Genomic DNA, 21,551 nt, shown 5'->3' with positions numbered 1-21,551 from the left:
AAATTAATTTGATGCAAATCAGTTATTTGCGCTTTCCTTCTTGACTTTTATAAGTATAAGCTATCTCGAAATGAGATGGCTACGATACCAGAATTGATCTATCTCAAACCTATCTCCAAGTGCTTTAATTTCAACCAATGAAAGAAGCATTTTTTATCTAAAAAACATATATAGGATTTTGAGAACATGCCAATCAGTCAAATTAATAACTATTTAAGAGGGGACTTCAGCGACTCGGAATATGTCCAAAAAGCCCGGGCATTGGTGCCTACCCTGAAAAAACGCTCGGCAGCACAATGGGATTGTCCAAAAATATTTGACGAAACGATTGCCGATCTCCAAGAAGCCGGTTTTTTTCAAATGCTACAACCCAAGCGCTGGCACGGTGGAGAAACTACACCCATTGAATCATTTGAGGTTACCTCAATCCTTGCAGAAGCAGATCCATCTGTTGCCTGGGTACTGGGTGTCGTTGGCATCCATCATTATCATCTGGCATTTTTTGATCCAAAAGCACAGGAAGAAGTCTGGGGAGATAACCCCCAAACGCTGATTAGCTCTCCCTATGCACCCGGTAAGGCCAAAAGAGTCGACGGCGGATATGTATTAAGTGGTAGATGGGGTTTTTCCAGTGGAAGCGATCATTGCTCTTGGACATTTCTGGGCGGGAATATTGATGGTGAAGAAAATACGGGCCAAGCAAAACAATCCGGTATGGCGCAATACTGTTTTCTGTTACCTCGCAGTGATTACGAAATCATTCCAAATTGGGATGTACACGGTTTACGTGCGACCGGCAGTAACGATATTGTTGTCAAGGATGCCTTCATCCCCGAACACAGGGCCTTGCGCTGGGAATCTGTCCTGACCAACAAAGCTCCCGGTTTGAAAATGAATGATGGCTTGCTTTATAAAATTCCTTTTTTCCAGATTTTTTCAAGAGCCACACAAGCCCCCAGTGCTTTGGGTGCATTAAAAGGCCTGGTGCAAACATTTATTGACTTTAATTACCAGAAAGTCAGTCGTCATGGCGTAAATATTAGTGCGAATCAAGCCGCTGTATTGGCTGTTTCCCAAGCCTTGTCACATGCTGAAGAAATGAAAACCCAAGTTTACAAAAACTACGCTCGCGTAATTGCCGAGCTTGAAAAAGGACCTTCAATAAGCATGGACGAACGGCGCCAATTCCGTTTTCAAAGCTCACAAATTCCTCCGCGTTGTGCGCACTTGGCCGGTGAGCTTTTCAGACTCAGTGGAGGACATGCAATTTATAAACAATATGACTTTGGCCGACTTTATAACGATCTGATCGCCATTCAGAGCCACCAATTAAATAATTATCAACATCATGCCAATGCATGGGCAGGCACTCTCTTGGGTGATGAAAAAATCGCCCAAAATTATTTTGCATAATTCACTGAATCATCAATACACAATTATTAATTTAACGGAGACCTAATGAATAAAATCATATTAACTGCGCTTTCACTGCTTGCAACTTCTTTTGTGCAAGCCAATGAGGCGGACAGCTTTCCCAATCAGCCCATCAAAATAGTCGTTCCGTACGCAGCAGGCGGTGGTACCGACATTATGGCGCGGCAAGTCGGACGGACACTGAGTGAAATCATTAAACAACCCGTTATTATTGAGAATAAACCTGGCGCAGGAACCGCTATTGGTGCAACTGCAGTTGCAAACTCAACACCCAACGGATATACCTTGTTATGGGGTGACAATGCAACTTACGCCACCAATACCGCGCTTTACAAAAAACTGTCTTATGACCCCGTAAACAGTCTAAAACCGGTAAGCACCATACTGACCGGTTCATTGGTCCTTTCAGTCAATAAGGATATTCCCGTCAATAATGTTAAGGAATTTATTGATTACGTAAAAGCAAATCCCCAAACCATGAGTTATGGAACAGCAGGTAACGGAACGCCTCATCACCTCATGATGGAGAGTCTGAAAATTGCCAATGACAATCTGAATATTGTACATATTCCCTATCAAGGGGAAGGGCCTGCCATGCAAGATCTTGTGGGTAAAGAATTACAAGCCATGTTTTCAGGCGCCCGAATTGCCGCTGCACAAAGCAAAGATGGAAAAATCAAGATTTTGGGAGCTTCAGGCAAAAAACGCAATCAAATAGTACCGGAGATTCCCACTCTATCAGAATCCGGTCTTCCCGATTTTGTGTATGAGTATTGGCATGGTATTTCAGCGCCCGCTGGCACACCCGATGCCATTATTAATAAGCTGAATGACGCTTTCAAACAAACACTGGCAAATGAAGAATTAGTGCAATGGATTGCCACATCAAGTGGTGCCTATCTCAAAAGCAGTTCGCCTGAAGAAATGACCGACAAAATCAACCAAGACATCATCAAGTCCAAAGCGCTGGTTCAGGAAATCGGCTTGTCTTTAGATTGAATAAATAAATTTAAACTGAATTATTATTGAGTGTAAGCACAATGACCAAAACACGTCAGGCATATACAGGGCATTTTTACCGTGACCCCCATACAACGATTGATTCCTATGATACCAAGAACTGGATAACACGTGCAGCCAATTTTGTCGTCATGGCCAGTCATGCAAAAGAAAATGCCATTCTAACCAGAACAGCAGAATACCAAAATGATGAGTACTTCATTCTGCTCCCTGAAGATACGGCAGCAATTATCAGCAGCAATGGCAATGAAATAAAAAGTAATGGCGACTCATTACTCATTGCCCCCCCGGGTGACAGCCAGATCAAAATGTTGAATGGCGGTTGGGTCTACAGAATTTTCAGCAAAAATGCCAAAGATTTAATTGAAATAGCACCCAATCATCAAGCCTGGGATAACGTGACCGACGTTGCAGAATTAATTGACTGGCCAGCCCCTGTCGATGGTTTCAAGTTACGTCACTATCCGTTGCAAGACTATATCCGTACAGATACCACAATGCGCCTTTTCCGTACATGCAATTTGATGGTCAATATCTTCCTACCAAGTACAGCACCACGGGACATCCACAAACTATCCCCACACTCTCACCCTGACTATGAGCAAGGATCCCTGGCTGTCCATGGTGCTTATATCCATCATTTACGTTACCCATGGACACCGGATCTTGCGCAGTGGCGTGAGGATGAGCATATTGTCGCATCCGCCCCTTCACTTTGCATCATCCCCCCAAACGTCATACATACCTCCCAAGCCGTTGGGGAAAAAGGTATGCGTCTTGTGGATATTTTTGCACCTCCACGCACGGATTTCTCACTTAGACCTGGTCTTGTGTGCAATGAAAAAGAATACCCCCTACCCGACAACATTAATGCATAAATCAAGATATCTTTACTTTTAATCACAGGATGCTATATGACAAGCCGTTTTATAGAAACACTGAAAGTACCGGGTCGCTGTCAATTCGGTACCTGGGTCAAACTGGACTCTCCAGAAACCATTGAATGCCTGGCTCTGGCTGGTTTCAATTTCATTGCCATTGATATGGAACATGCCCCACTAACTTTTCAGGCAAGCTACCGCAACATTGTCATCGCTCAAGGCTTGGGTTTAAAAGTACTGGTTCGCCTGCCTGACAGCTCGGGTGCTTATGCCCAGAGAATATTGGATTGTGGCGCTGATGGCGTTTTAATTCCACGGGTCCGCTCAGAGCAGGAAGCACGAGATGTCATGACTGGCATGATTTTCAGCCCTGTCGGGCATCGTGGTCTGGGCATCACCTCAAGGGCTGGACATTGGGGCCTGAAGCCAACTGCCCAATATGTTGAAGAAGGCAATAACCACGTCTTGCGTATTCCACAACTTGAAGATCCCGGTGCATTAGGTGACGTTGAAAAAATCCTGGCAGTCCCAGGGGTCAATGCCATTTTTGTCGGTCCGGGAGATTTGGCCTTATCAACCGGTAAACCGGCTTCACATCCCGATAACAGCCAATTAATCACAAACTTGATCAACGTTGCCAATCGCTTGAATATTCCTTGCGGAACTGCGGTTGGCGATGTCAATGCTGCCATTAAGGCCAAAGAAAATGGTTTTAATTTTGTCATGATCAGCAATGACATAAGCATTTTTGCCAAATCATCCGCCAGCATGATCAATCAGCTTAAAAGTTAAATGATGAATACAAAATCACAAGATATTCAGAAAAAGTTAGGGCCACGGATCACTCTTAAAGGCCTGTGCCCATTAACGACGGAACGGGCAGAAAGAGGATATAGACTTACTAAGTTCCTCACCAGCATGCGTTCAGTAAAACAGCGTACATTTTTTTTAAATAATGAAGAATCATGCATGGATCGTTTTGGTTTAAACGACCAGGAAAAAGAAATGGTTCGTAACAGAGCTTTTACCAAAATGATGGAATATGGCGCCTGTACAGTTGCGATTGGCAAGGCGAATGGCGCTTTCAAAACATCATTAATGGAAAGAGGCGCCTCCGAATTGGGCATGACGGTTGATGAATTTGTACGTATAAGAAAAGAAGCAAACAAAGGATATATATGGCAGAGTTAATTGGTGCAATCGGATCTTCACACGCCCCCTCAATCTCTTTTGCTTTCGATGCAGGCCATCAGGAAAAACCGGAATGGAAACCTTTTTTTGAATCCTACAGGCCCGTCCATAATTGGCTGAAACAAAAAAATGTCACCACCATGATTGTTATTTATAACGATCACCTGAATCAGTTCCAGTTTGACGCTTACCCTACTTTTGCCATGGGCATCGCAAAGCAGTTGAATATTGCCGATGAAGGCATTGGTGCTCGCAATTTTGCATCCGTTCCCGGTGCTCCAGACTTTGGTTGGGAACTGGCCAAATCACTGGTAACCGATGAGTTTGATTTGACTATTTGTCAGGAAATGGAACTGGATCATGGCGTCATGTCCGTTCTGCCCTTACTGATGCCCCCAAGCTGGCCAATACGTATCATTCCCATTCATGTCAATGTATTGCGTGAGCCCCTTCCAACTCCCATGCGATGCTGGAAACTGGGACAAAGTATTGGTCGCTTCATTAAAAATTCAGCTTGTAATGAACGGGTCGTTGTCGCTTCTACTGGCGGTTTATCCCATCAAATTCATGGTGATAATTTTGGTTTGGTGAATCCGGAATGGGATAACCGATTCATGGACTTATTGACGCATGAACCTGAAATACTGGCACACGCCACTCATGAAGATTACATATACCGCGGTGGCCTGGAGTCAGTTGAAATGATGTTATGGCTGACAATGCGTGGTGCACTTTCTGAGACCAGCGAATCTTTCAATGAAATTCAACGATTCTACTGGGCTCCCATGCTAACCGGCTACGGTTTACTGGCTTTAGAAGCCGAAAAGCCAGCAACTCCTTCCTCAAAATAGCTGATTAACCGGAAAACTCGAACATGCGTAAAAGTATTTATATTGATGGATTTTCTCATGGCAACAATCCTGTTCCTGCCGCTTGCCTGCATCACAATATTTTAATGAGTGGCGCCATCTTTGGCACAGATAAAACAACGGGAAAAATTCCCGAATCTATTGAACAACAATGTCAACTCATGTTTGAGAATACGCGTCGCATTCTTGAAAAAGCGGGCGGCAACTGGAAAGACGTTATCAAAATGACTTTTTATCTCAGACCAGAGGTATCGCGGGCTTTACTGAATCAATATTGGGTTGATATTTTTTCTGATGAGACAAGCAGACCCGCCCGACATGTGATCGTTTCCAATACCTTACCTGCCTCAATGGATATGCAGTGCGACCTTTTCGCAATTATGGCTCCCCATAATTAAAAACCCACTCTTAAAATACTTGCTTATACTTATAAAGACATGGACATAATATCTGAACCCATACAAATCATTGAAAGTGGCAGTCCGGAAGAGGATTCACGCGCATTCAGAAGATGCTTATCTCAATTTGCCACTGGTGTCACCGTAATGACTGCTTGCAACGGGACCGACATGGCAGGCATGTCTGTGAACTCATTTGCCGCGCTTTCTCTTGAACCACCCCTTGTTTTATGGTCTATACGAAAAGAGTCTGGCAGCCTTAAAATCTTTCAGGAGGCCCGGCATTATGCCGTTAATATTCTTTCTGACAATCAGGTGGATCTCTCAAATTTGTTTTCAAAAGGCGATGAGGATAAATTCAGCAAGACCGGCTGGTTCAAGGGAAAACTAGGTGCACCATTGTTGCGTGATGTAATCTGTACATTGGAGTGCAGCCTTGAAAATACCATTGATGGTGGGGATCATTTGATTCTGATTGGTCGCGTCAAACATTACACCCGTTACAACGGAACCCCACTCTTGTTTTACCAGGGCCGTTACGGTGTCGCCAATGACTTGTCATCGATTATGAACCAAACTGAAGCGGAAAAAAACGCATCCTTTACAAGTAAATACAATACACATTTATCTCTGTTGCGTCGTTTACATTATGTGAGCCATCTTGTTTCTTCACGTTTTAATACTCAAAGACAAGAACTGAACATAAGCGTTGCGGAATTCAGAATATATAGCTGGTTGAACTCACAGGCAATGAGCAAACAGGAGCTTCAGGCATGTATTTACCTCAGTCAGGAGGAAATTAAAGATGCCCTGCAGGAAATGGAAAACCGGAATCATCTTGAATATATCACCAACGAAAAAATACACTTGACAAACAGTGGTCGCGAATATGCCATGTTCATTAATCAGCGAGTAAAAAGTTTCGAAGCGAAGATGATCCAAAACATCGATAAGAAAGATCTCGAAACCGCATTGCGCGTTATAGACAATTTGATTACACAGGCCAAAAACGCTTAAACCCACGATATTTTTAATCGTTAATATTCCATTTTGAAGCGTGAGACCATGCCCCCTGCTCTAACAGATAATCAATTTCCTTCTGGAGGATGGCATATATTGCGTTGATGGCCAATAAATTGGGCGCTCTCCTGGACTTTACCAAATACAGATTCCAACATACTAAAGGCGACTTAAAAGGTATTGCCGCGACCTGACCGGTTTCAACGGAATAACTCCAGGAGGTACTCATGCTGAAAATAGTACCTCCAATTCCCTGCTCAACCATGCCTCTTGTCACAAAAGAACCGTCAGTTTCAAAGACAATGTTCGGGCGGATATTATTTAACACGCATAATCTGTCTATCATTACTCTCAAAATATGTGGTTTCGAGGGCAGAATCAATGGAATTTGTGGTAAGTCTTTGATAAGCAGTTCTGCGGGCACCTTTCCTTTAAAAATCTCTCGTAGTTTTCTTGTATCGCAAAACAAGTGCAAACGTTCTGTCATAACAGGCATGACTTCATAATCAGGCCCTATTTCGCTGTTATAAACCAATGCAATATCCACTTCTCCACGACTCAACCAACCATGCACTTGGGACGGAGACCCTTCAAGAAACTCAAGCTGTACCAAGGGTAATGTTGCCAGTTTTTTTTTATAAACTCTTGGTGCCAATAAGCCACTGCTTCTCGGTGGAAAGGCAATTCGTACCTTGCCTGCCGGCTCTTTTACAAAAGTAGAAAGATTGGCTTCCATATCTGATATTTCATCCACTATTTTTTCCACTCTTGATAAAAACAACTTTCCGGCTTCAGTAAGCACAACGCCACGTGCATTTCTTTCCAGCAATACAGTCCCCATCCTTGACTCTATCCTTTTTACCCGCCTGCTCAAGGCCGATTGAGCCACACAGGCATCAATGGCAGCTTTGCTAAAACTGCCTGCACGCACCACTGCAACAAACGCACTAATGTCTTCAAAAAACATGTCTTCCTCACCCACAATATTATTAATTTATGTTATTAATTCAGTAATATTATAGATAATACCCGCTTGCTTAAAAAGCTCACCCCACCATCGGATGATAAGCGTGCCAGGCCGTCATGCGCTGTATTACGCTGGCAATCTGCAACAGCGTATATTCGTGATTGGCCTTGCCCACGAGCTGCGCACCAACGGGCAAATTCTGCGGATCAAACCCGGCCTGGATGGACAAGGCACATGCACCGGTCCAATTCACAAACCGGGTAAAGAAACCGATTGATGTACTGTTTTCATCGACCTGGTTTAACGGTAATGCCGTAAAGGGTGTGGCAGGAATCAGCAAGGCATCGACCCCGTCCATCCATTCCTGCCATATCGTTTTCATGGCCGCATGTTGCGCCAATAATTCCGCATAATTCCTGTCATCAATGTTCTGGCCGGCCAGAACACGCTGACGGACATTGGGATCAATTTGTTTTTCCGGGTCGGCAATATGCTCCTTATGCACACGCCATCCCTCGGCGGCAATCAGCCTGCCACAATTATTCATGGCGGTTTCCATGCTAAACGGCAAGGCTTTGCGTACCAATTTCGCCCCCGCCATTTCCGCCATACGGACCATATCTCGCACACCCAACCGTACACTGCGCTGGACTTGCGTTTCATACTGCTCATCAGGTAGAACACAAATCACCTTTCCACCAAGATCAGCGCCTTCAAGGCCATGAATCCGATAATTTTCCTGCAAACGCGACTGTGCAGGTGCATTCATCATGGCATCAAAAACAATAGCGGCATCGTCAGCACAACGCGTAAAGACACCCACACTGTCCAGGGAATGCGATAATGGCAAAACACCTTGGGTGGCAATGCGTCCCACCGTTGTCTTCAAACCAGTCACACTATTCAAGGCAGCCGGAATACGTACAGAGCCACCCGTATCGGTGCCAATGGCAGCAGCCGCCAATCCGGCAGCCACGGCAACGGCAGAACCGCTGGACGAGCCCCCCGGAATGCGATGCTGCCAACGATCCCATGGATTACGTGGTGTTCCCAGCAATGCATTGGTACCCCAGCCACCGAAGGCCCATTCAACGGTATGTGTTTTACCCAGAATCACAACACCATGCGCCCGCAGTTTTTCAATAACCTCAGCCGTTTCAGTGCTGATACGATTAATCCATTCCTTTGAGCCACCGGTCGTAATAGATCCTTCTATCTCACAAAGATCCTTAATTCCCATGGGGATACCATCCAGCCAACCCAATGACATCCCCTTCTTTCGACGCACATCCGACTCCCTCGCCTGTTCCAGGGCCTGCTCCGGAAAAACGTTGATATAGGCATTCAACAGCTGATTATGTTTGTCTATCCTGCTCAAAAAAATCCGTGTTAAAGCTTCTGCTGAAATATTTTTCAGCTCAAGGTGAGCCGCCAATTCAATGATTGAACAGAATGCATAATTATCCATTTTCATACTCCTTCTTCAGGTAACGGTTCCGGCTTATTAAATAGGCCGGTTCCTGAAGCGTCCCCGGCAAAGGCATTTCACGCATAATGGGCTATTTCCAGCGAGTCCTTTACCGAGGCAAGGCCCTTCTTTACCAAGGTCCTCCCGAAAGGTGACTGAATATCCGTTGCTCCGGTAATATTCAATCCACTGCCAGCACTGACGCCAGGGATTGGCAACGCAAAGCTGACAGCAAGCACGCCTGCCAATATCCGCCTGTTCATTTTCAAATCCGATCTGCCTGATACGCTACTCATGATGCACTTCCATGTCAGTTAATAAACTCATAAAGTATTAAGCAAGAACCGTGCCTAAGTGTTTTTACCTATATCGCACCGAAATGGCTTGCGCAGCGCACAAAAAATGGCAGATGCCCCAAATTGAAGCATCTGCCATGTACTCATTTAACTCAAAACGGATCGTTCCGAATTCAACTATTCCTGGAAAACTTACATGTCTTTCAATTTCTCCAGATCAATCGCCTTGGCATATTCTTTCTTGTCGTCCATGCTGGCAGAACCGTCAATGGTCACCATGAAACGGTTGGCCACCACCATTGTCAGTTGACCATCTTTGCCTTCCATGGCCATTTGTTTACCAATGCGGGTCATTTTCCCCATGGAACCGGCAATCATCGGGTTTTGAAATATCCCCATCATTTGTGACAGCATGGGAGAATCACCCATAATCGAGATTTTAAGCTTCTTGCCTTCCCTGGAGTAACTGCGGGATACGGCTATACCCCCCCCAAACATGGCTCCTCCCTGTGATTCATCAGAAACGGCCTGGGCCTCCCAGCCCGCCAATGGCTCTGGCAACAGTTCAGCCAATGTTTTTGCATTAAGCTGATTGATCAATTGCGTTGCCATACCCAATGACTGTTTGGCCATGACATAATCTTTCTGCTCATAAGCAGCCAGCGCTTCCTTAATGGCCTCTTCCACTTCATCGGCATGAGACACATTACCCACGGTTGTCAAAACCCCCGCCAGGCAGACTGCAAGCATTGATTTTCTCATAACATCCCCCTTTGAAAATAATACAAAACGTGACAGCCTAACTGTAGCACAGACCCATAATAATTTTGATGTATTATTTTTATGGATCGTCAAGGAGGCATTATGTTACATTTACTCAAAAAAACTGGCCTGGCCCTCTGCCTTGCAAGCACATTTCTGGCCTGCCCTGCTCTGGCCCAACAACCCTCCTCGTCCAAGGTTTCGATACAAGAGCTTGAAAATCGCCTGGAATATCCCTGGGGAATGGCTTTTTTACCCAACAACCAGGGTATTCTCATTACTGAAAGACCTGGTAGACTGCGCCTGTGGACGGCCCAATCCGGTCTTTCAGCCCCTGTCAGTGGTGTACCCAAAATTTTTAACAGAGGTCAGGGTGGTTTACTGGATGTCACCCTGGCTCCCGACTTTGCCACATCGCGGCATGTGTATCTTTCATTTGCAGAAGAAGACAATACCGGCAAGGCTGGCACCAGCGTAGGCTATGGCCGACTTTCCGAAGACATGAAAAAACTGGAAAACTTCCAGGTGATTTTCCGTCAGGAACCCAGGCTTTCCACCGGCATTCATTTTGGCTCAAGACTGGTGTTTGACGATAATGGCTATCTGTTCATCGCCCTTGGTGAAAACAACCAGCGCCATACTGCCCAGGAACTGGATAAATTACAGGGAAAAATCGTGCGCCTGCTTCCCGATGGACGCATTCCCAAGGACAACCCCTTCTTCAATGTGCCCGGTGTTCGCCCTGAAATCTGGTCATATGGCCATCGCAACCAGCAAGGTGCCGCCCTTAATCCCTGGACTCGCCAATTATGGACTCACGAGCACGGCCCACGCGGCGGTGATGAAATCAACATTCCCGAACCTGGCAAAAACTACGGCTGGCCGGTCATTACCCATGGAATCAACTACTCTGGCACACCGATTCCTGAAGCGGCAGGCACCCATGCCCAGGGTATGGAACAGCCCGTTTATTACTGGAAAGTCTCCCCCGCCATCAGCGGCATGGCATTTTATGACAGTAACCGGTTTCCTGAATGGAAACACTCTCTTTTTATTGGCGCTTTGGTTGGCCAACGGTTAATCCGTTTAGTTGTGGACGGGAACAAAATTACCGCAGAAGAAAATCTGCTGGAAGATCGCAATGAGCGGATTCGGGATGTTCGTGTTGGCCCTGATGGTCATGTTTATGTATTGACTGATTCAAACAGGGGAGCGCTCCTGAAAATTTCCCCATAAGAGGGCCATATCCGGGCCTGGTCCCTTGCAAACGCGAGTTTTTATACCCACCACACACCCCATCATGAAAACTGCCTGTTATACAGGCAGTTTTCATTAATTACAACAAGACAACCATAGCCACGAATCAATAAAGGACCCGGGTTTTGATGGTTCCCTCAATTTCCTTGAGCTTGGCAATTGCCTTGTCAGCATCCACATTTTCCACATCCAGTACCACATAACCAATTTCAGGGTCGGTCTGCAGGTACTGGCCAACAATATTCACCCCATCTTTCATGAAGAGTTTGTTAATCGCTGTCAACACCCCTGGACGGTTGGCGTGAATATGCAGGAAACGGCGGGCATTTTTGTTTTCCGGCAAAGACACTTCGGGGAAGTTGACTGCAGAAAGGGTAGAACCGTTATCTGAATATTTAACCAGTTTGCTGGCCACCTCAATCCCGATATTTTCCTGCGCTTCACTGGTTGAACCACCAATATGGGGCGTCAGGATAACGTTGTCGAATTTGCGCAAGGGTGAAACGAATTCTTCATTGTTGGACTTGGGCTCTACCGGAAAAACGTCAATCGCGGCACCGCCAAGACGTTCTTCTTCCAGTGCCTCTGCCAGGGCATCAATATCCACCACCGTACCGCGTGAGGCATTAATCAGATGGGCCCCTTTCTTCATCTGGGCAATCCTTTCGGCACTCATCAGGTTTTTGGTCGAGGCATTTTCAGGCACGTGCAACGTCACAACATCACTCATATTGAGCAATTCGGTCAATGTCTTGACAGGTTTGGCATTACCCAGTGGCAGTTTGGCTTCTACGTCGTAATAATAAATTTCCATCCCCAAGGCTTCAGCCAACACGCTTAGCTGCGAACCGATATGGCCATACCCGACAATACCCAGTTTCTTACCACGGACTTCATGGCTGCCAACCGCTGATTTTTGCCACTGGCCACGATGTACCTCGGCATTGGCGGCCGGGATCCGGCGCATCAGCAAAATCATTTCAGCCAGTACCAATTCGGCCACGGAACGGGTATTGGAAAAAGGGGCATTAAACACAGGAATACCCCGTTTTTTGGCTGCCTCAAGGTCTACCTGGTTGGTACCAATACAAAAACACCCCACGGCAATCAATTTCTTGGCGGCTGCAAAAACCTCTTCCGTCAATTGGGTGCGGGAACGGATGCCCACAAAATGCGCATCGGCAATCGCTTCCTTAAGTTGATCGCTATCCAGTGCTTTTTTCTGATAATCAATTTGTGTATAACCGGAAGCATGCAAAACATCAATTGCGTTCTGGTGAACACCTTCCAATAAAAGGAATTTGATTTTGCTTTTGTCTAATGAGAATTTTTCCATACCACTTTCCATAAGAAAACAACAATGTGTCCAATCATTGTATAGTATTTTACTCGGGTATTCTCCCATTGATAATCCCAAAGACCATAAAAAAATCGCCTGACCGTAAGATCAGGCGATTTATCAGCTTAAACTACAGCAGTTGTTATTCTGCTGCTGGTGGCTCATCCAAAGATGTATTGTTGAACGGTGCAAAAATACTTTCCAGGGAAACCGGTGCTGAAGTCGGTTCTTCGAAAGGATTTTCCTGGGCACGGGCTGCCACACGTTCTGCGCGTTCCACTTCTTCTTTCGCTTTACGTGCATGATGGTAAGCAAGACCGGTACCCGCAGGAATCAGGCGTCCAACGATCACGTTTTCTTTCAGGCCGCGCAGTTCATCACGTTTACCCATAATGGCCGCTTCGGTAAGAACACGGGTTGTTTCCTGGAACGAAGCCGCTGAAATGAAGGAGTCGGTAGAAAGCGAGGCTTTCGTGATACCCAACAGAACGTTCTCATAAGTGGCCGGAATTTTGTTTTCGGCAATCATGCGATCGTTTTCATTCAGCAGTTCTGAACGCTCAACCTGCTCACCCGGGATGAATGATGTATCTCCCGCGTCAACAATGTTTACGCGACGCAGCATCTGACGAACAATCACTTCAATGTGCTTGTCGTTAATTTTCACGCCTTGCAAACGGTAAACGTCCTGAACCTCGTTAACCACATAGGTGGCCAGTTGTTCAATACCTTTCAGACGAAGAATATCGTGCGGATCAGCCGGACCGTCAACAATCAGCTCGCCCTGGTTAACCACCTGACCGTCGTGAACCATGATCTGTTTCTCTTTGGGAATCAGGAATTCATGGGCCACACCATCAATATCGGTCAACACCAGACGCTGTTTACCCTTGGTGTCTTTACCAAAAGAAACGGTTCCGGTTACATCAGCCAGAATACCGGCATCTTTGGGTGAACGGGCTTCAAACAGTTCGGCCACACGTGGCAGACCACCGGTAATATCGCGGGTTTTTTGTGATTCCTGAGGAATACGGGCCAGAACTTCACCCACCGAAACCTGCTGTCCATCATGCACCGTAATCAAGGCACCAACCGGGAATGAAATATTCACGGAGTGATCGGTACCGGCAATCTTGACTTCATCACCAGTTTCATTCAACAGCTTGATTTGCGGACGCATCATGATCTTGCCACCACGCGTCTTCGGTGTAATCACGACCAGTGTGGACAGGCCAGTGATCTCATCAACCTGTCTGGCAACGGTTACACCCTCTTCAATATTCTCGAAGCGGACAGTTCCGGTGTATTCGGAAACAATCGGACGGGTCAGAGGATCCCATGTTGCCAGGCGTGCACCTGCCTTGACCACTTCATTATCACCCACCATGATGGTGGCGCCATATGGAATTTTATGGCGTTCACGTTCACGATTGTTGTCATCAAAAATAACAATTTCACCGGAACGGGAAATGGCAATGCGTTCGTTCTTGGCATTGGTGACATAACGCATGGAGCTGGTAAAGCCAACCGTACCGGCTGATTTGGTTTCAACCGCAGAGGCCATGGCCGCACGAGAAGCGGCACCACCAATGTGGAAGGTACGCATCGTCAGCTGGGTACCTGGTTCCCCAATTGACTGGGCGGCAATAACACCCACGGCTTCACCGGTATTAACCAGATAACCACGACCCAGGTCACGACCATAACAGTGGGCGCACAAACCATGACGTGTTTCACATGTCAGCGGTGTGCGGATCTTGACTTCATCCACGCCAAGTTTGTCAATCAGCTCAACGATATCTTCATCAAGCATGGTACCGGCAGTAATCACGGTTTCCTGGGTATCAGGATTCACGATATCCACCGCGGTTACACGACCCAGAATACGCTCGCGCAATGGTTCGATAACCTCACCACCTTCGAGCAACGCTTTCATCACATAACCCTGGGTGGTACCGCAATCGGTCTCGGTAATGACCAAGTCCTGGGTCACGTCCACCAGACGACGGGTCAGGTAACCCGAGTTCGCCGTTTTCAGTGCGGTATCAGCCAGACCTTTACGGGCACCGTGGGTTGAAATAAAGTACTGAAGAACGTTCAGACCTTCACGGAAGTTCGCGGTAATGGGCGTTTCAATAATTGAACCGTCCGGCTTGGCCATCAGACCACGCATACCGGCCAACTGACGAATCTGTGCTGCAGAACCCCGGGCACCGGAGTCCGCCATCATATAGATGGAGTTGAACGATTCCTGACGAACGGTTTCACCAAAACGATCCACGACAGGTTCGGTTGCCAGTTGTTCCATCATGGCCTTACCGATTTTATCGCCGGCCTTACCCCAAATATCAACCACGTTGTTGTAACGTTCCTGGGCAGTGACCAGACCTGATGAATACTGCTTGTCAATTTCCTTGACTTCGCCACTGGCCTGGGCAAGGATTTCTTCCTTGTTGGTTGGAATAACCATATCGCCCATGGCAATGGAAATACCTGCCCGGGTAGCCAGACGGAAACCATTCTGCATTAACTTGTCAGCAAAAATAACGGTATCACGCAAGCCGCAACGACGGAAAGACTGGTTAATCAAACGTGAAAGTTCTTTTTTCTTCAGCGCCCGGTTCAGTACTGAGAACGGCAGGCCTTTAGGCAAAATTTCAGACAACATGGCACGGCCAACCGTTGTTTCAAAACGGCGCAGCACAGGTTGCCATTCATCATTTTCGTCTTTGACATATTCATTCAGACGTACGGTAATGCGTGATTGCAGTTCAACCACACCGTTGCCATAGGCACGATGCACTTCGGCCAGGTCGGCAAAGAACAGACCTTCACCCTTGCCATTGATACGCTCACGGGTTGTGTAGTACAAGCCCAGCACGATATCCTGTGAAGGAACAATGGAAGGCTCGCCACTGGCAGGGAACAACACGTTGTTGGAAGCCAGCATCAATGTACGTGCTTCCAGCTGTGCCTCCAGTGACAATGGTACGTGTACCGCCATCTGGTCACCGTCAAAGTCAGCGTTAAAAGCGGCACAAACCAGTGGGTGCAGCTGAATCGCCTTACCTTCGATCAGGACCGGTTCAAAAGCCTGAATACCCAAACGGTGCAGCGTTGGCGCACGGTTAAGCATTACCGGATGCTGGCGAATGACTTCCTCAAGAATATCCCATACCACAGGTTCCTGGGCTTCAACCAGTTTCTTGGCTGCCTTGATGGTGGTCGCCAGACCCATGGTTTCAAGACGGTTGAAAATGAACGGTTTGAACAGTTCAAGCGCCATTAATTTAGGCAGACCGCATTGATGCAAAAGCAGTTGCGGACCGACCACAATCACCGAACGGCCAGAGTAGTCAACACGTTTACCCAACAGGTTCTGACGGAAGCGACCACTTTTACCCTTGATCATGTCTGACAGGGATTTGAGCTGACGTTTATTGGCACCCGTCATGGCTTTACCGCGACGGCCGTTATCCAGCAGCGAGTCTACCGCTTCCTGCAACATCCGTTTTTCATTACGCAGAATGATATCGGGTGCTTTCAGTTCGATCAGGCGTTTCAGACGGTTATTACGGTTAATAACACGGCGATACAGATCGTTCAGGTCTGAAGTGGCAAAGCGGCCACCATCCAGCGGTACCAACGGACGCAAATCCGGTGGCAACACAGGCAGCACTTCCAGGATCATCCAGTCGGGCTTGATACCTGATTTCTGGAAGCCCTCAATCACCTTCAGGCGCTTGGAGATTTTCTTGATCTTGGCATCGGAAGAGGTGGCTTTCAGTTCGGCACGCAAGGCTTCCGCTTCACGATCGATATCAATCGTGCGCAGCAGTTCACGAATCGCTTCAGCACCCATCAGGGCGGTGAAATCATCACCGTACTCTTCCGTTTTGGCCAGGAAGTCATCGTCAGACATGATCTGACCGCGTTTTAGCGGTGTCATGCCTGGCTCGATCACGCACCATGCCTCGAAGTACAGAACCCGCTCGATATCGCGCAAGGTCATGTCAAGCACCATACCCAAACGGGATGGCAAACTCTTCAGGAACCAGATATGCGCAACCGGGCTGGCCAGTTCAATATGACCCATACGTTCGCGACGAACCTTGGTAACAGTAACTTCAACACCGCATTTTTCACAAATGACACCACGGTGTTTCAGACGTTTGTATTTGCCGCAAAGACATTCATAATCTTTGATTGGGCCAAAAATTTTGGCACAAAACAAACCATCACGTTCGGGTTTGAACGTACGATAGTTGATGGTTTCGGGTTTGCGCACTTCACCATAAGACCACGAACGGATTTTTTCTGGAGAAGCAATCCCGATCTTGATGACATCAAATTGTTCATCTTGCGAGATTTGTTTGAATAAACCTAGTAATCCCTTCATTCTTTACGCTCCAAATCCATATCGAGTGACAGTGATCGAATTTCCTTGACCAACACGTTAAACGATTCTGGCATACCTGCATCAATTACATGATCGCCTTTGACGATATTTTCATACACTTTGGTACGGCCGGTAATGTCATCCGACTTGACCGTCAGCATTTCCTGCAAGGTGTATGAAGCACCATATGCCTCAAGCGCCCAAACTTCCATCTCACCAAAGCGCTGGCCACCAAACTGGGCTTTACCGCCCAACGGCTGCTGGGTAACCAGTGAGTAAGGACCCGTAGAACGGGCATGCATCTTATCGTCAACCAGGTGATGCAGTTTCAAATAGTGCATATACCCAATCGTGACAGGACGCTCGAAACGATCTCCGGTACGGCCATCGAACAGATAAGCCTGAGTCCGTGAGTCTGTCAGTTGCAGCTGTTCTTTAATCTCTTCAGGATAAGCAATCTTCAACATGGTGTCGATTTCTTCTTCGGTGGCACCGTCAAATACCGGTGTTGCCAAAGGAACGCCATTTTTCAGATTATGGGCCATCTCGATGATCTGCTCATCAGTCAGTTCTTCAAGGTGAGCTTTGCTGCCGGTTGTGTTGTAAACGGTATTCAGGAACTCACGCAATTGCGCAACCTGAACTTCGCGCTCATCACGAAGCATGTCGGCAATACGATGACCAATACCTTTGGCAGCCCAACCCAGGTGAACTTCAAGAACCTGTCCCACGTTCATCCGTGAAGGAACGCCCAGAGGGTTCAACACGATATCGGCAGGGGTACCGTCAGCCATGTGTGGCATATCCTCAACCGGAGTAATACGGGATACCACACCCTTGTTACCGTGACGACCGGCCATCTTATCGCCAGGTTGCAGGCGACGCTTAACAGCCAGGTAAACCTTGATCATTTTCAGGACACCCGGTGGCAATTCATCACCCTGTGTCAGTTTCTTGCGTTTTTCCTCGAAGGCCAGGTCAAACTCATGACGTTTCTGCTCAACAGATTCTTTGATCTGTTCCAGGGCAACCGCATGGTCTTCATCGGCAAGACGGATGTCAAACCACTGCCAGCGGTCAACACCCTCAAGGTATTCGGCGGTAATGGCCGTGCCTTTAGGCAGACGATTAGGGCCACCATTAACGGTTTTTCCAATCAGCAATTTGCGGATACGGTCAAACGTATCGTTTTCAACAATCCGCAACTGGTCATTCAGATCCTGGCGATAGCGGCTGAGTTCATCATTAATGATGGATTCGGCACGCTTGTCACGCTGTACGCCTTCACGGGTAAATACCTGAACGTCAATAACGGTGCCCACCATGCCAGATGGCACGCGCAGGGACGTGTCTTTAACGTCAGATGCTTTTTCACCAAAAATCGCACGCAGCAGTTTTTCTTCCGGTGTCAGCTGGGTTTCACCTTTTGGTGTCACCTTGCCAACCAGCACGTCATCGGCACGCACTTCGGCACCAATGTAAACAATGCCGGATTCGTCAAGACGGTTTAACTGTGCTTCAGGTAGGTTACTGATATCCCGGGTGATTTCTTCGTTACCCAGTTTGGTGTCACGGGCAACAACGGTCAATTCTTCAATATGAATTGAGGTATAGCGATCATCCGCAACCACTTTTTCAGAAATAAGGATCGAGTCCTCGTAGTTATAACCGTTCCATGGCATGAAAGCGATCAACATGTTCTGACCCAGTGCCAGTTCACCCAAGTCGGTAGAAGCACCGTCAGCCAGAACGTCACCACGGGCAACGATATCACCGCGTTTTACAACAGGACGCTGGTTGATATTGGTGTTCTGGTTGGAACGGGTGTATTTGATCATGTTGTAGATATCCACACCTACTTCACCCGCCTGGTTTTCTTCGTCATTAACACGAATAACCACACGCTCGGCATCAACGTGATCAACAATACCACCACGTCTGGCCTGTACGGTTGTACCGGAGTCAACCGCAACGGTACGTTCGATACCGGTACCAACCAGTGGTTTTTCCGGACGCAAACAAGGAACGGCCTGACGTTGCATGTTGGCACCCATCAGGGCCCGGTTCGCGTCATCATGCTCAAGGAATGGAATCAGGGAAGCGGCAACCGATACGATCTGTGACGGCGCAACGTCCATGTAATGCACATTTTCAGGTGCTGTCAACATGGTCTCACCGGCTTCACGACAAGCAATCAGATCACCGGCAAAACTGCCATCCTCATTAAGCTCGGCGTTAGCCTGGGCAATCACATAACGGCTTTCTTCAATGGCTGACAGGTAATCAATTTGATCACTGACTTTTCCATCGATGATTTTGCGGTAAGGGGTTTCAAGGAAACCATACTCATTCAGGCGTGCATACAACGCCATGGAGTTGATCAAACCAATGTTTGGACCCTCAGGAGTCTCAATGGGACATACCCGACCATAGTGAGTCGGGTGTACGTCACGAACCTCAAAACCGGCACGTTCACGAGTCAAACCACCAGGACCCAAGGCAGAAACACGACGTTTGTGCGTAATTTCAGACAATGGGTTGGTCTGGTCCATAAACTGGGAAAGCTGACTGGAACCGAAGAATTCCTTGATGGCAGCAGAAATGGGCTTGGAATTGATCAGGTCGTGTGGCATCAGGTTATCGGCTTCTGCCTGACCCAAACGCTCTTTCACGGCACGCTCAACACGAACCAGACCGGCACGGAACTGGTTCTCGGCCAATTCACCGACACAACGGACACGACGATTACCCAGGTGATCGATATCGTCAATTACACCCTGGCCATTACGCAACGCAACCAGCACCTTGATGGTCTCAAGAATATCTTCATCAGTCAGGGTCATTGGACCGGTGATTTCATCACCACGACCAAGGCGACGGTTCACTTTCATACGACCAACGCGTGACAGATCGTAGGTGTCTTCGCTATAGAACAGACGCTGGAACAGGGCCTCGACAGCTTCTTCAGTTGGAGGCTCGCCTGGACGCATCATGCGGTAAATAGCGATACGCGCAGCATTCTGGTCAACGGTATCGTCAGTACGCAGCGTTTGTGAAATATAGGACCCGCGATCCAGCTCGTTCGTGTAGATAGTCTGGAATTCACGAATATTGGCATCACGCATTTTCTCAAGCAAAGTCTCGGTGATTTCATCATTGGCATGAGCAATGATTTCACCGGTTTCTTCACTAATGATGTTTTTTGCCAACACTTCGCCAATCAGGAAATCTTCCGGTACGGAAATACGCTCGATTTTGGCAGCAGCCAAATCACGCAAATGACGGGTATTAATGCGCTTGTCTTTTTCAACAATGACGTTACCGTCTTTATCTTTCAAGTCAAACCCAAGGACTTCGCCTTTCCAGCGCTCAGGAACGAATTCCATGACAGCACCGGTTGATTTCAATTCATAATGATCGAAATCGAAGAAATGCGCCAGGATGGTTTCAGGCTGCATGCCGATGGCTTTGAGCAGAATGGTAACCGGCATTTTACGACGGCGGTCGATGCGGAAAAACAGAATATCTTTTGGATCGAATTCGAAGTCTAGCCAAGAACCGCGGTAAGGAATCACACGGGCTGAAAACAGCAATTTGCCTGAACTGTGGGTTTTACCACGGTCATGTTCAAAGAAAACGCCTGGAGAACGGTGTAACTGTGAAACAATGACACGTTCTGTACCATTGATCACGAAAGAACCGGTGTCAGTCATCAGGGGAATTTCACCCATATAGACTTCCTGTTCCTTCACTTCTTTAATAGTTGGTTTGCTTACTTCGCGGTCAAGAAGCACCAAGCGTACTTTGGCACGCAGGGGTGAAGCATAGGTCAAACCACGCAGTTGACATTCTTTAACATCAAATACGGGTTCGCCCAACACATAACTAACAAACTCTAGACGAGCCATGCCGTTATGGCTGATAATAGGAAATATTGAATTGAACGCAGCTTGCAGACCTTCGTCTTTGCGTGCCGACGAACGAGCGTCAGATTGTAAGAATGTACGGTAAGAATGTAATTGCGTTGCTAGTAAGTAGGGAACATCCTGAACGTCTTCACGTTTTGCGAAGCTTTTACGGATACGCTTTCTTTCTGTGTACGAGTAAGGCATGAGCACTCCGACTCGAGAGGTTGCACGGACTATGGGACTCCATAACCGTTAGGGTTTTACGACTCCACGAAAAACGGCTTTTTATTAATGTAGCACTAATTTTAATGCAATAAAGCACGTCTTTCCTGAAAGCGCAAA

At 47.2% G+C, this 21,551-nt stretch carries 16 protein-coding genes; 9 read left to right on the top strand and 7 right to left on the bottom strand.

Annotated features, from left to right (window positions below; genetic code table 11):
- The first annotated feature begins 264 nt into the window (after positions 1 to 264).
- From KU392_RS05915 to KU392_RS05880, 8 genes are read left to right on the top strand one after another with little or no spacing between them, the layout of a single operon-like run.
- Complete coding sequence (locus KU392_RS05915) at positions 265 to 1,413, top strand: acyl-CoA dehydrogenase family protein (protein ID WP_217734849.1); 1,149 nt, start codon at positions 265 to 267, stop codon at positions 1,411 to 1,413.
- A 45-nt stretch (positions 1,414 to 1,458) separates the two neighbouring features.
- On the top strand, positions 1,459 to 2,433 hold the full coding sequence (locus KU392_RS05910; protein ID WP_217734848.1) for a Bug family tripartite tricarboxylate transporter substrate binding protein: 975 nt from the start codon (positions 1,459 to 1,461) through the stop codon (positions 2,431 to 2,433).
- A gap of 41 nt (positions 2,434 to 2,474) precedes the next feature.
- The gene (locus KU392_RS05905) at positions 2,475 to 3,332 is read left to right on the top strand and encodes a cupin domain-containing protein (RefSeq protein WP_217734847.1); all 858 of its coding nucleotides are present in this window, start codon (positions 2,475 to 2,477) and stop codon (positions 3,330 to 3,332) included.
- 36 nt (positions 3,333 to 3,368) lie between these two features.
- A complete protein-coding gene (locus tag KU392_RS05900) occupies positions 3,369 to 4,127 on the top strand; it encodes an HpcH/HpaI aldolase family protein (RefSeq protein ID WP_217734846.1) in 759 nt (252 codons plus the stop codon).
- On the top strand, positions 4,128 to 4,526 hold the full coding sequence (locus KU392_RS05895; RefSeq protein WP_217734845.1) for a hypothetical protein: 399 nt from the start codon (positions 4,128 to 4,130) through the stop codon (positions 4,524 to 4,526).
- Positions 4,514 to 5,377 (top strand): class III extradiol dioxygenase family protein, encoded by an 864-nt coding sequence (locus KU392_RS05890; protein WP_217734844.1) that lies wholly within the window; start codon positions 4,514 to 4,516, stop codon positions 5,375 to 5,377. Before KU392_RS05895 ends, KU392_RS05890 begins: the two co-directional genes overlap by 13 nt.
- Positions 5,378 to 5,400: 23 nt before the next feature.
- Positions 5,401 to 5,793, top strand: coding sequence for a RidA family protein (locus KU392_RS05885; RefSeq protein WP_217734843.1), 393 nt, complete (start codon positions 5,401 to 5,403; stop codon positions 5,791 to 5,793).
- Between the two features lie 39 nt (positions 5,794 to 5,832).
- The gene (locus KU392_RS05880; protein ID WP_281421600.1) at positions 5,833 to 6,810 is read left to right on the top strand and encodes a flavin reductase; all 978 of its coding nucleotides are present in this window, start codon (positions 5,833 to 5,835) and stop codon (positions 6,808 to 6,810) included.
- Positions 6,811 to 6,823: 13 nt separating this feature from the next.
- Here the strand turns inward: KU392_RS05880 and KU392_RS05875 are convergent, their stop codons facing one another.
- From KU392_RS05875 to KU392_RS05860, 4 genes are all read right to left on the bottom strand, one after another.
- On the bottom strand, positions 6,824 to 7,780 hold the full coding sequence (locus KU392_RS05875) for a LysR family transcriptional regulator (protein WP_217734841.1): 957 nt from the start codon (positions 7,778 to 7,780) through the stop codon (positions 6,824 to 6,826).
- Positions 7,781 to 7,859: 79 nt separating this feature from the next.
- Positions 7,860 to 9,248 (bottom strand): amidase, encoded by a 1,389-nt coding sequence (locus KU392_RS05870; RefSeq protein ID WP_217734840.1) that lies wholly within the window; start codon positions 9,246 to 9,248, stop codon positions 7,860 to 7,862.
- Between the two features lie 77 nt (positions 9,249 to 9,325).
- Positions 9,326 to 9,544 (bottom strand): hypothetical protein, encoded by a 219-nt coding sequence (locus KU392_RS05865; protein ID WP_217734839.1) that lies wholly within the window; start codon positions 9,542 to 9,544, stop codon positions 9,326 to 9,328.
- Positions 9,545 to 9,736: 192 nt separating this feature from the next.
- Positions 9,737 to 10,294 (bottom strand): hypothetical protein, encoded by a 558-nt coding sequence (locus tag KU392_RS05860; RefSeq protein WP_169295666.1) that lies wholly within the window; start codon positions 10,292 to 10,294, stop codon positions 9,737 to 9,739.
- A 114-nt stretch (positions 10,295 to 10,408) separates the two neighbouring features.
- Here KU392_RS05860 and KU392_RS05855 point away from each other — a divergent pair, with 114 nt between their 5' ends.
- A complete protein-coding gene (locus KU392_RS05855; RefSeq protein ID WP_217734838.1) occupies positions 10,409 to 11,542 on the top strand; it encodes a PQQ-dependent sugar dehydrogenase in 1,134 nt (377 codons plus the stop codon).
- A gap of 127 nt (positions 11,543 to 11,669) precedes the next feature.
- Here KU392_RS05855 and serA read toward each other — a convergent pair whose 3' ends face one another.
- The 3 genes from serA to rpoB form a co-directional block, all read right to left on the bottom strand.
- A complete protein-coding gene (gene serA, locus KU392_RS05850) occupies positions 11,670 to 12,899 on the bottom strand; it encodes a phosphoglycerate dehydrogenase (protein ID WP_217734837.1) in 1,230 nt (409 codons plus the stop codon).
- Positions 12,900 to 13,044: 145 nt separating this feature from the next.
- Positions 13,045 to 17,301 (bottom strand): DNA-directed RNA polymerase subunit beta', encoded by a 4,257-nt coding sequence (rpoC, locus tag KU392_RS05845; RefSeq protein WP_217734836.1) that lies wholly within the window; start codon positions 17,299 to 17,301, stop codon positions 13,045 to 13,047.
- The gene (rpoB, locus tag KU392_RS05840; RefSeq protein WP_169295670.1) at positions 17,298 to 21,413 is read right to left on the bottom strand and encodes a DNA-directed RNA polymerase subunit beta; all 4,116 of its coding nucleotides are present in this window, start codon (positions 21,411 to 21,413) and stop codon (positions 17,298 to 17,300) included. Before rpoB ends, rpoC begins: the two co-directional genes overlap by 4 nt.
- Positions 21,414 to 21,551 lie beyond the last annotated feature (138 nt).

The sequence above is a fragment of the Advenella alkanexedens genome, assembly GCF_019132845.1.
Lineage (GTDB): Bacteria > Pseudomonadota > Gammaproteobacteria > Burkholderiales > Burkholderiaceae_B > Advenella > Advenella alkanexedens.
The sequence above is the reverse complement of the archived record's forward strand: the minus strand, read 5'-3'. Positions and strand labels throughout refer to the sequence as shown.

What these genes read in the sequence shown, in the direction of transcription:
- KU392_RS05880 (WP_281421600.1), top strand. Translation starts at nt 5,833, where the DNA reads ATGGACATAATATCTGAACCCATACAAATCATTGAAAGTGGCAGTCCG.
- KU392_RS05890 (WP_217734844.1), top strand. Translation starts at nt 4,514, where the DNA reads ATGGCAGAGTTAATTGGTGCAATCGGATCTTCACACGCCCCCTCAATC.
- KU392_RS05875 (WP_217734841.1), bottom strand. Translation starts at nt 7,780, where the DNA reads ATGTTTTTTGAAGACATTAGTGCGTTTGTTGCAGTGGTGCGTGCAGGC.
- KU392_RS05865 (WP_217734839.1), bottom strand. Translation starts at nt 9,544, where the DNA reads ATGAGTAGCGTATCAGGCAGATCGGATTTGAAAATGAACAGGCGGATA.
- KU392_RS05905 (WP_217734847.1), top strand. Translation starts at nt 2,475, where the DNA reads ATGACCAAAACACGTCAGGCATATACAGGGCATTTTTACCGTGACCCC.
- rpoB (WP_169295670.1), bottom strand. Translation starts at nt 21,413, where the DNA reads ATGCCTTACTCGTACACAGAAAGAAAGCGTATCCGTAAAAGCTTCGCA.
- serA (WP_217734837.1), bottom strand. Translation starts at nt 12,899, where the DNA reads ATGGAAAAATTCTCATTAGACAAAAGCAAAATCAAATTCCTTTTATTG.
- KU392_RS05870 (WP_217734840.1), bottom strand. Translation starts at nt 9,248, where the DNA reads ATGGATAATTATGCATTCTGTTCAATCATTGAATTGGCGGCTCACCTT.
- KU392_RS05910 (WP_217734848.1), top strand. Translation starts at nt 1,459, where the DNA reads ATGAATAAAATCATATTAACTGCGCTTTCACTGCTTGCAACTTCTTTT.
- KU392_RS05855 (WP_217734838.1), top strand. Translation starts at nt 10,409, where the DNA reads ATGTTACATTTACTCAAAAAAACTGGCCTGGCCCTCTGCCTTGCAAGC.
- KU392_RS05860 (WP_169295666.1), bottom strand. Translation starts at nt 10,294, where the DNA reads ATGCTTGCAGTCTGCCTGGCGGGGGTTTTGACAACCGTGGGTAATGTG.
- KU392_RS05900 (WP_217734846.1), top strand. Translation starts at nt 3,369, where the DNA reads ATGACAAGCCGTTTTATAGAAACACTGAAAGTACCGGGTCGCTGTCAA.
- KU392_RS05895 (WP_217734845.1), top strand. Translation starts at nt 4,128, where the DNA reads ATGATGAATACAAAATCACAAGATATTCAGAAAAAGTTAGGGCCACGG.
- KU392_RS05885 (WP_217734843.1), top strand. Translation starts at nt 5,401, where the DNA reads ATGCGTAAAAGTATTTATATTGATGGATTTTCTCATGGCAACAATCCT.
- rpoC (WP_217734836.1), bottom strand. Translation starts at nt 17,301, where the DNA reads ATGAAGGGATTACTAGGTTTATTCAAACAAATCTCGCAAGATGAACAA.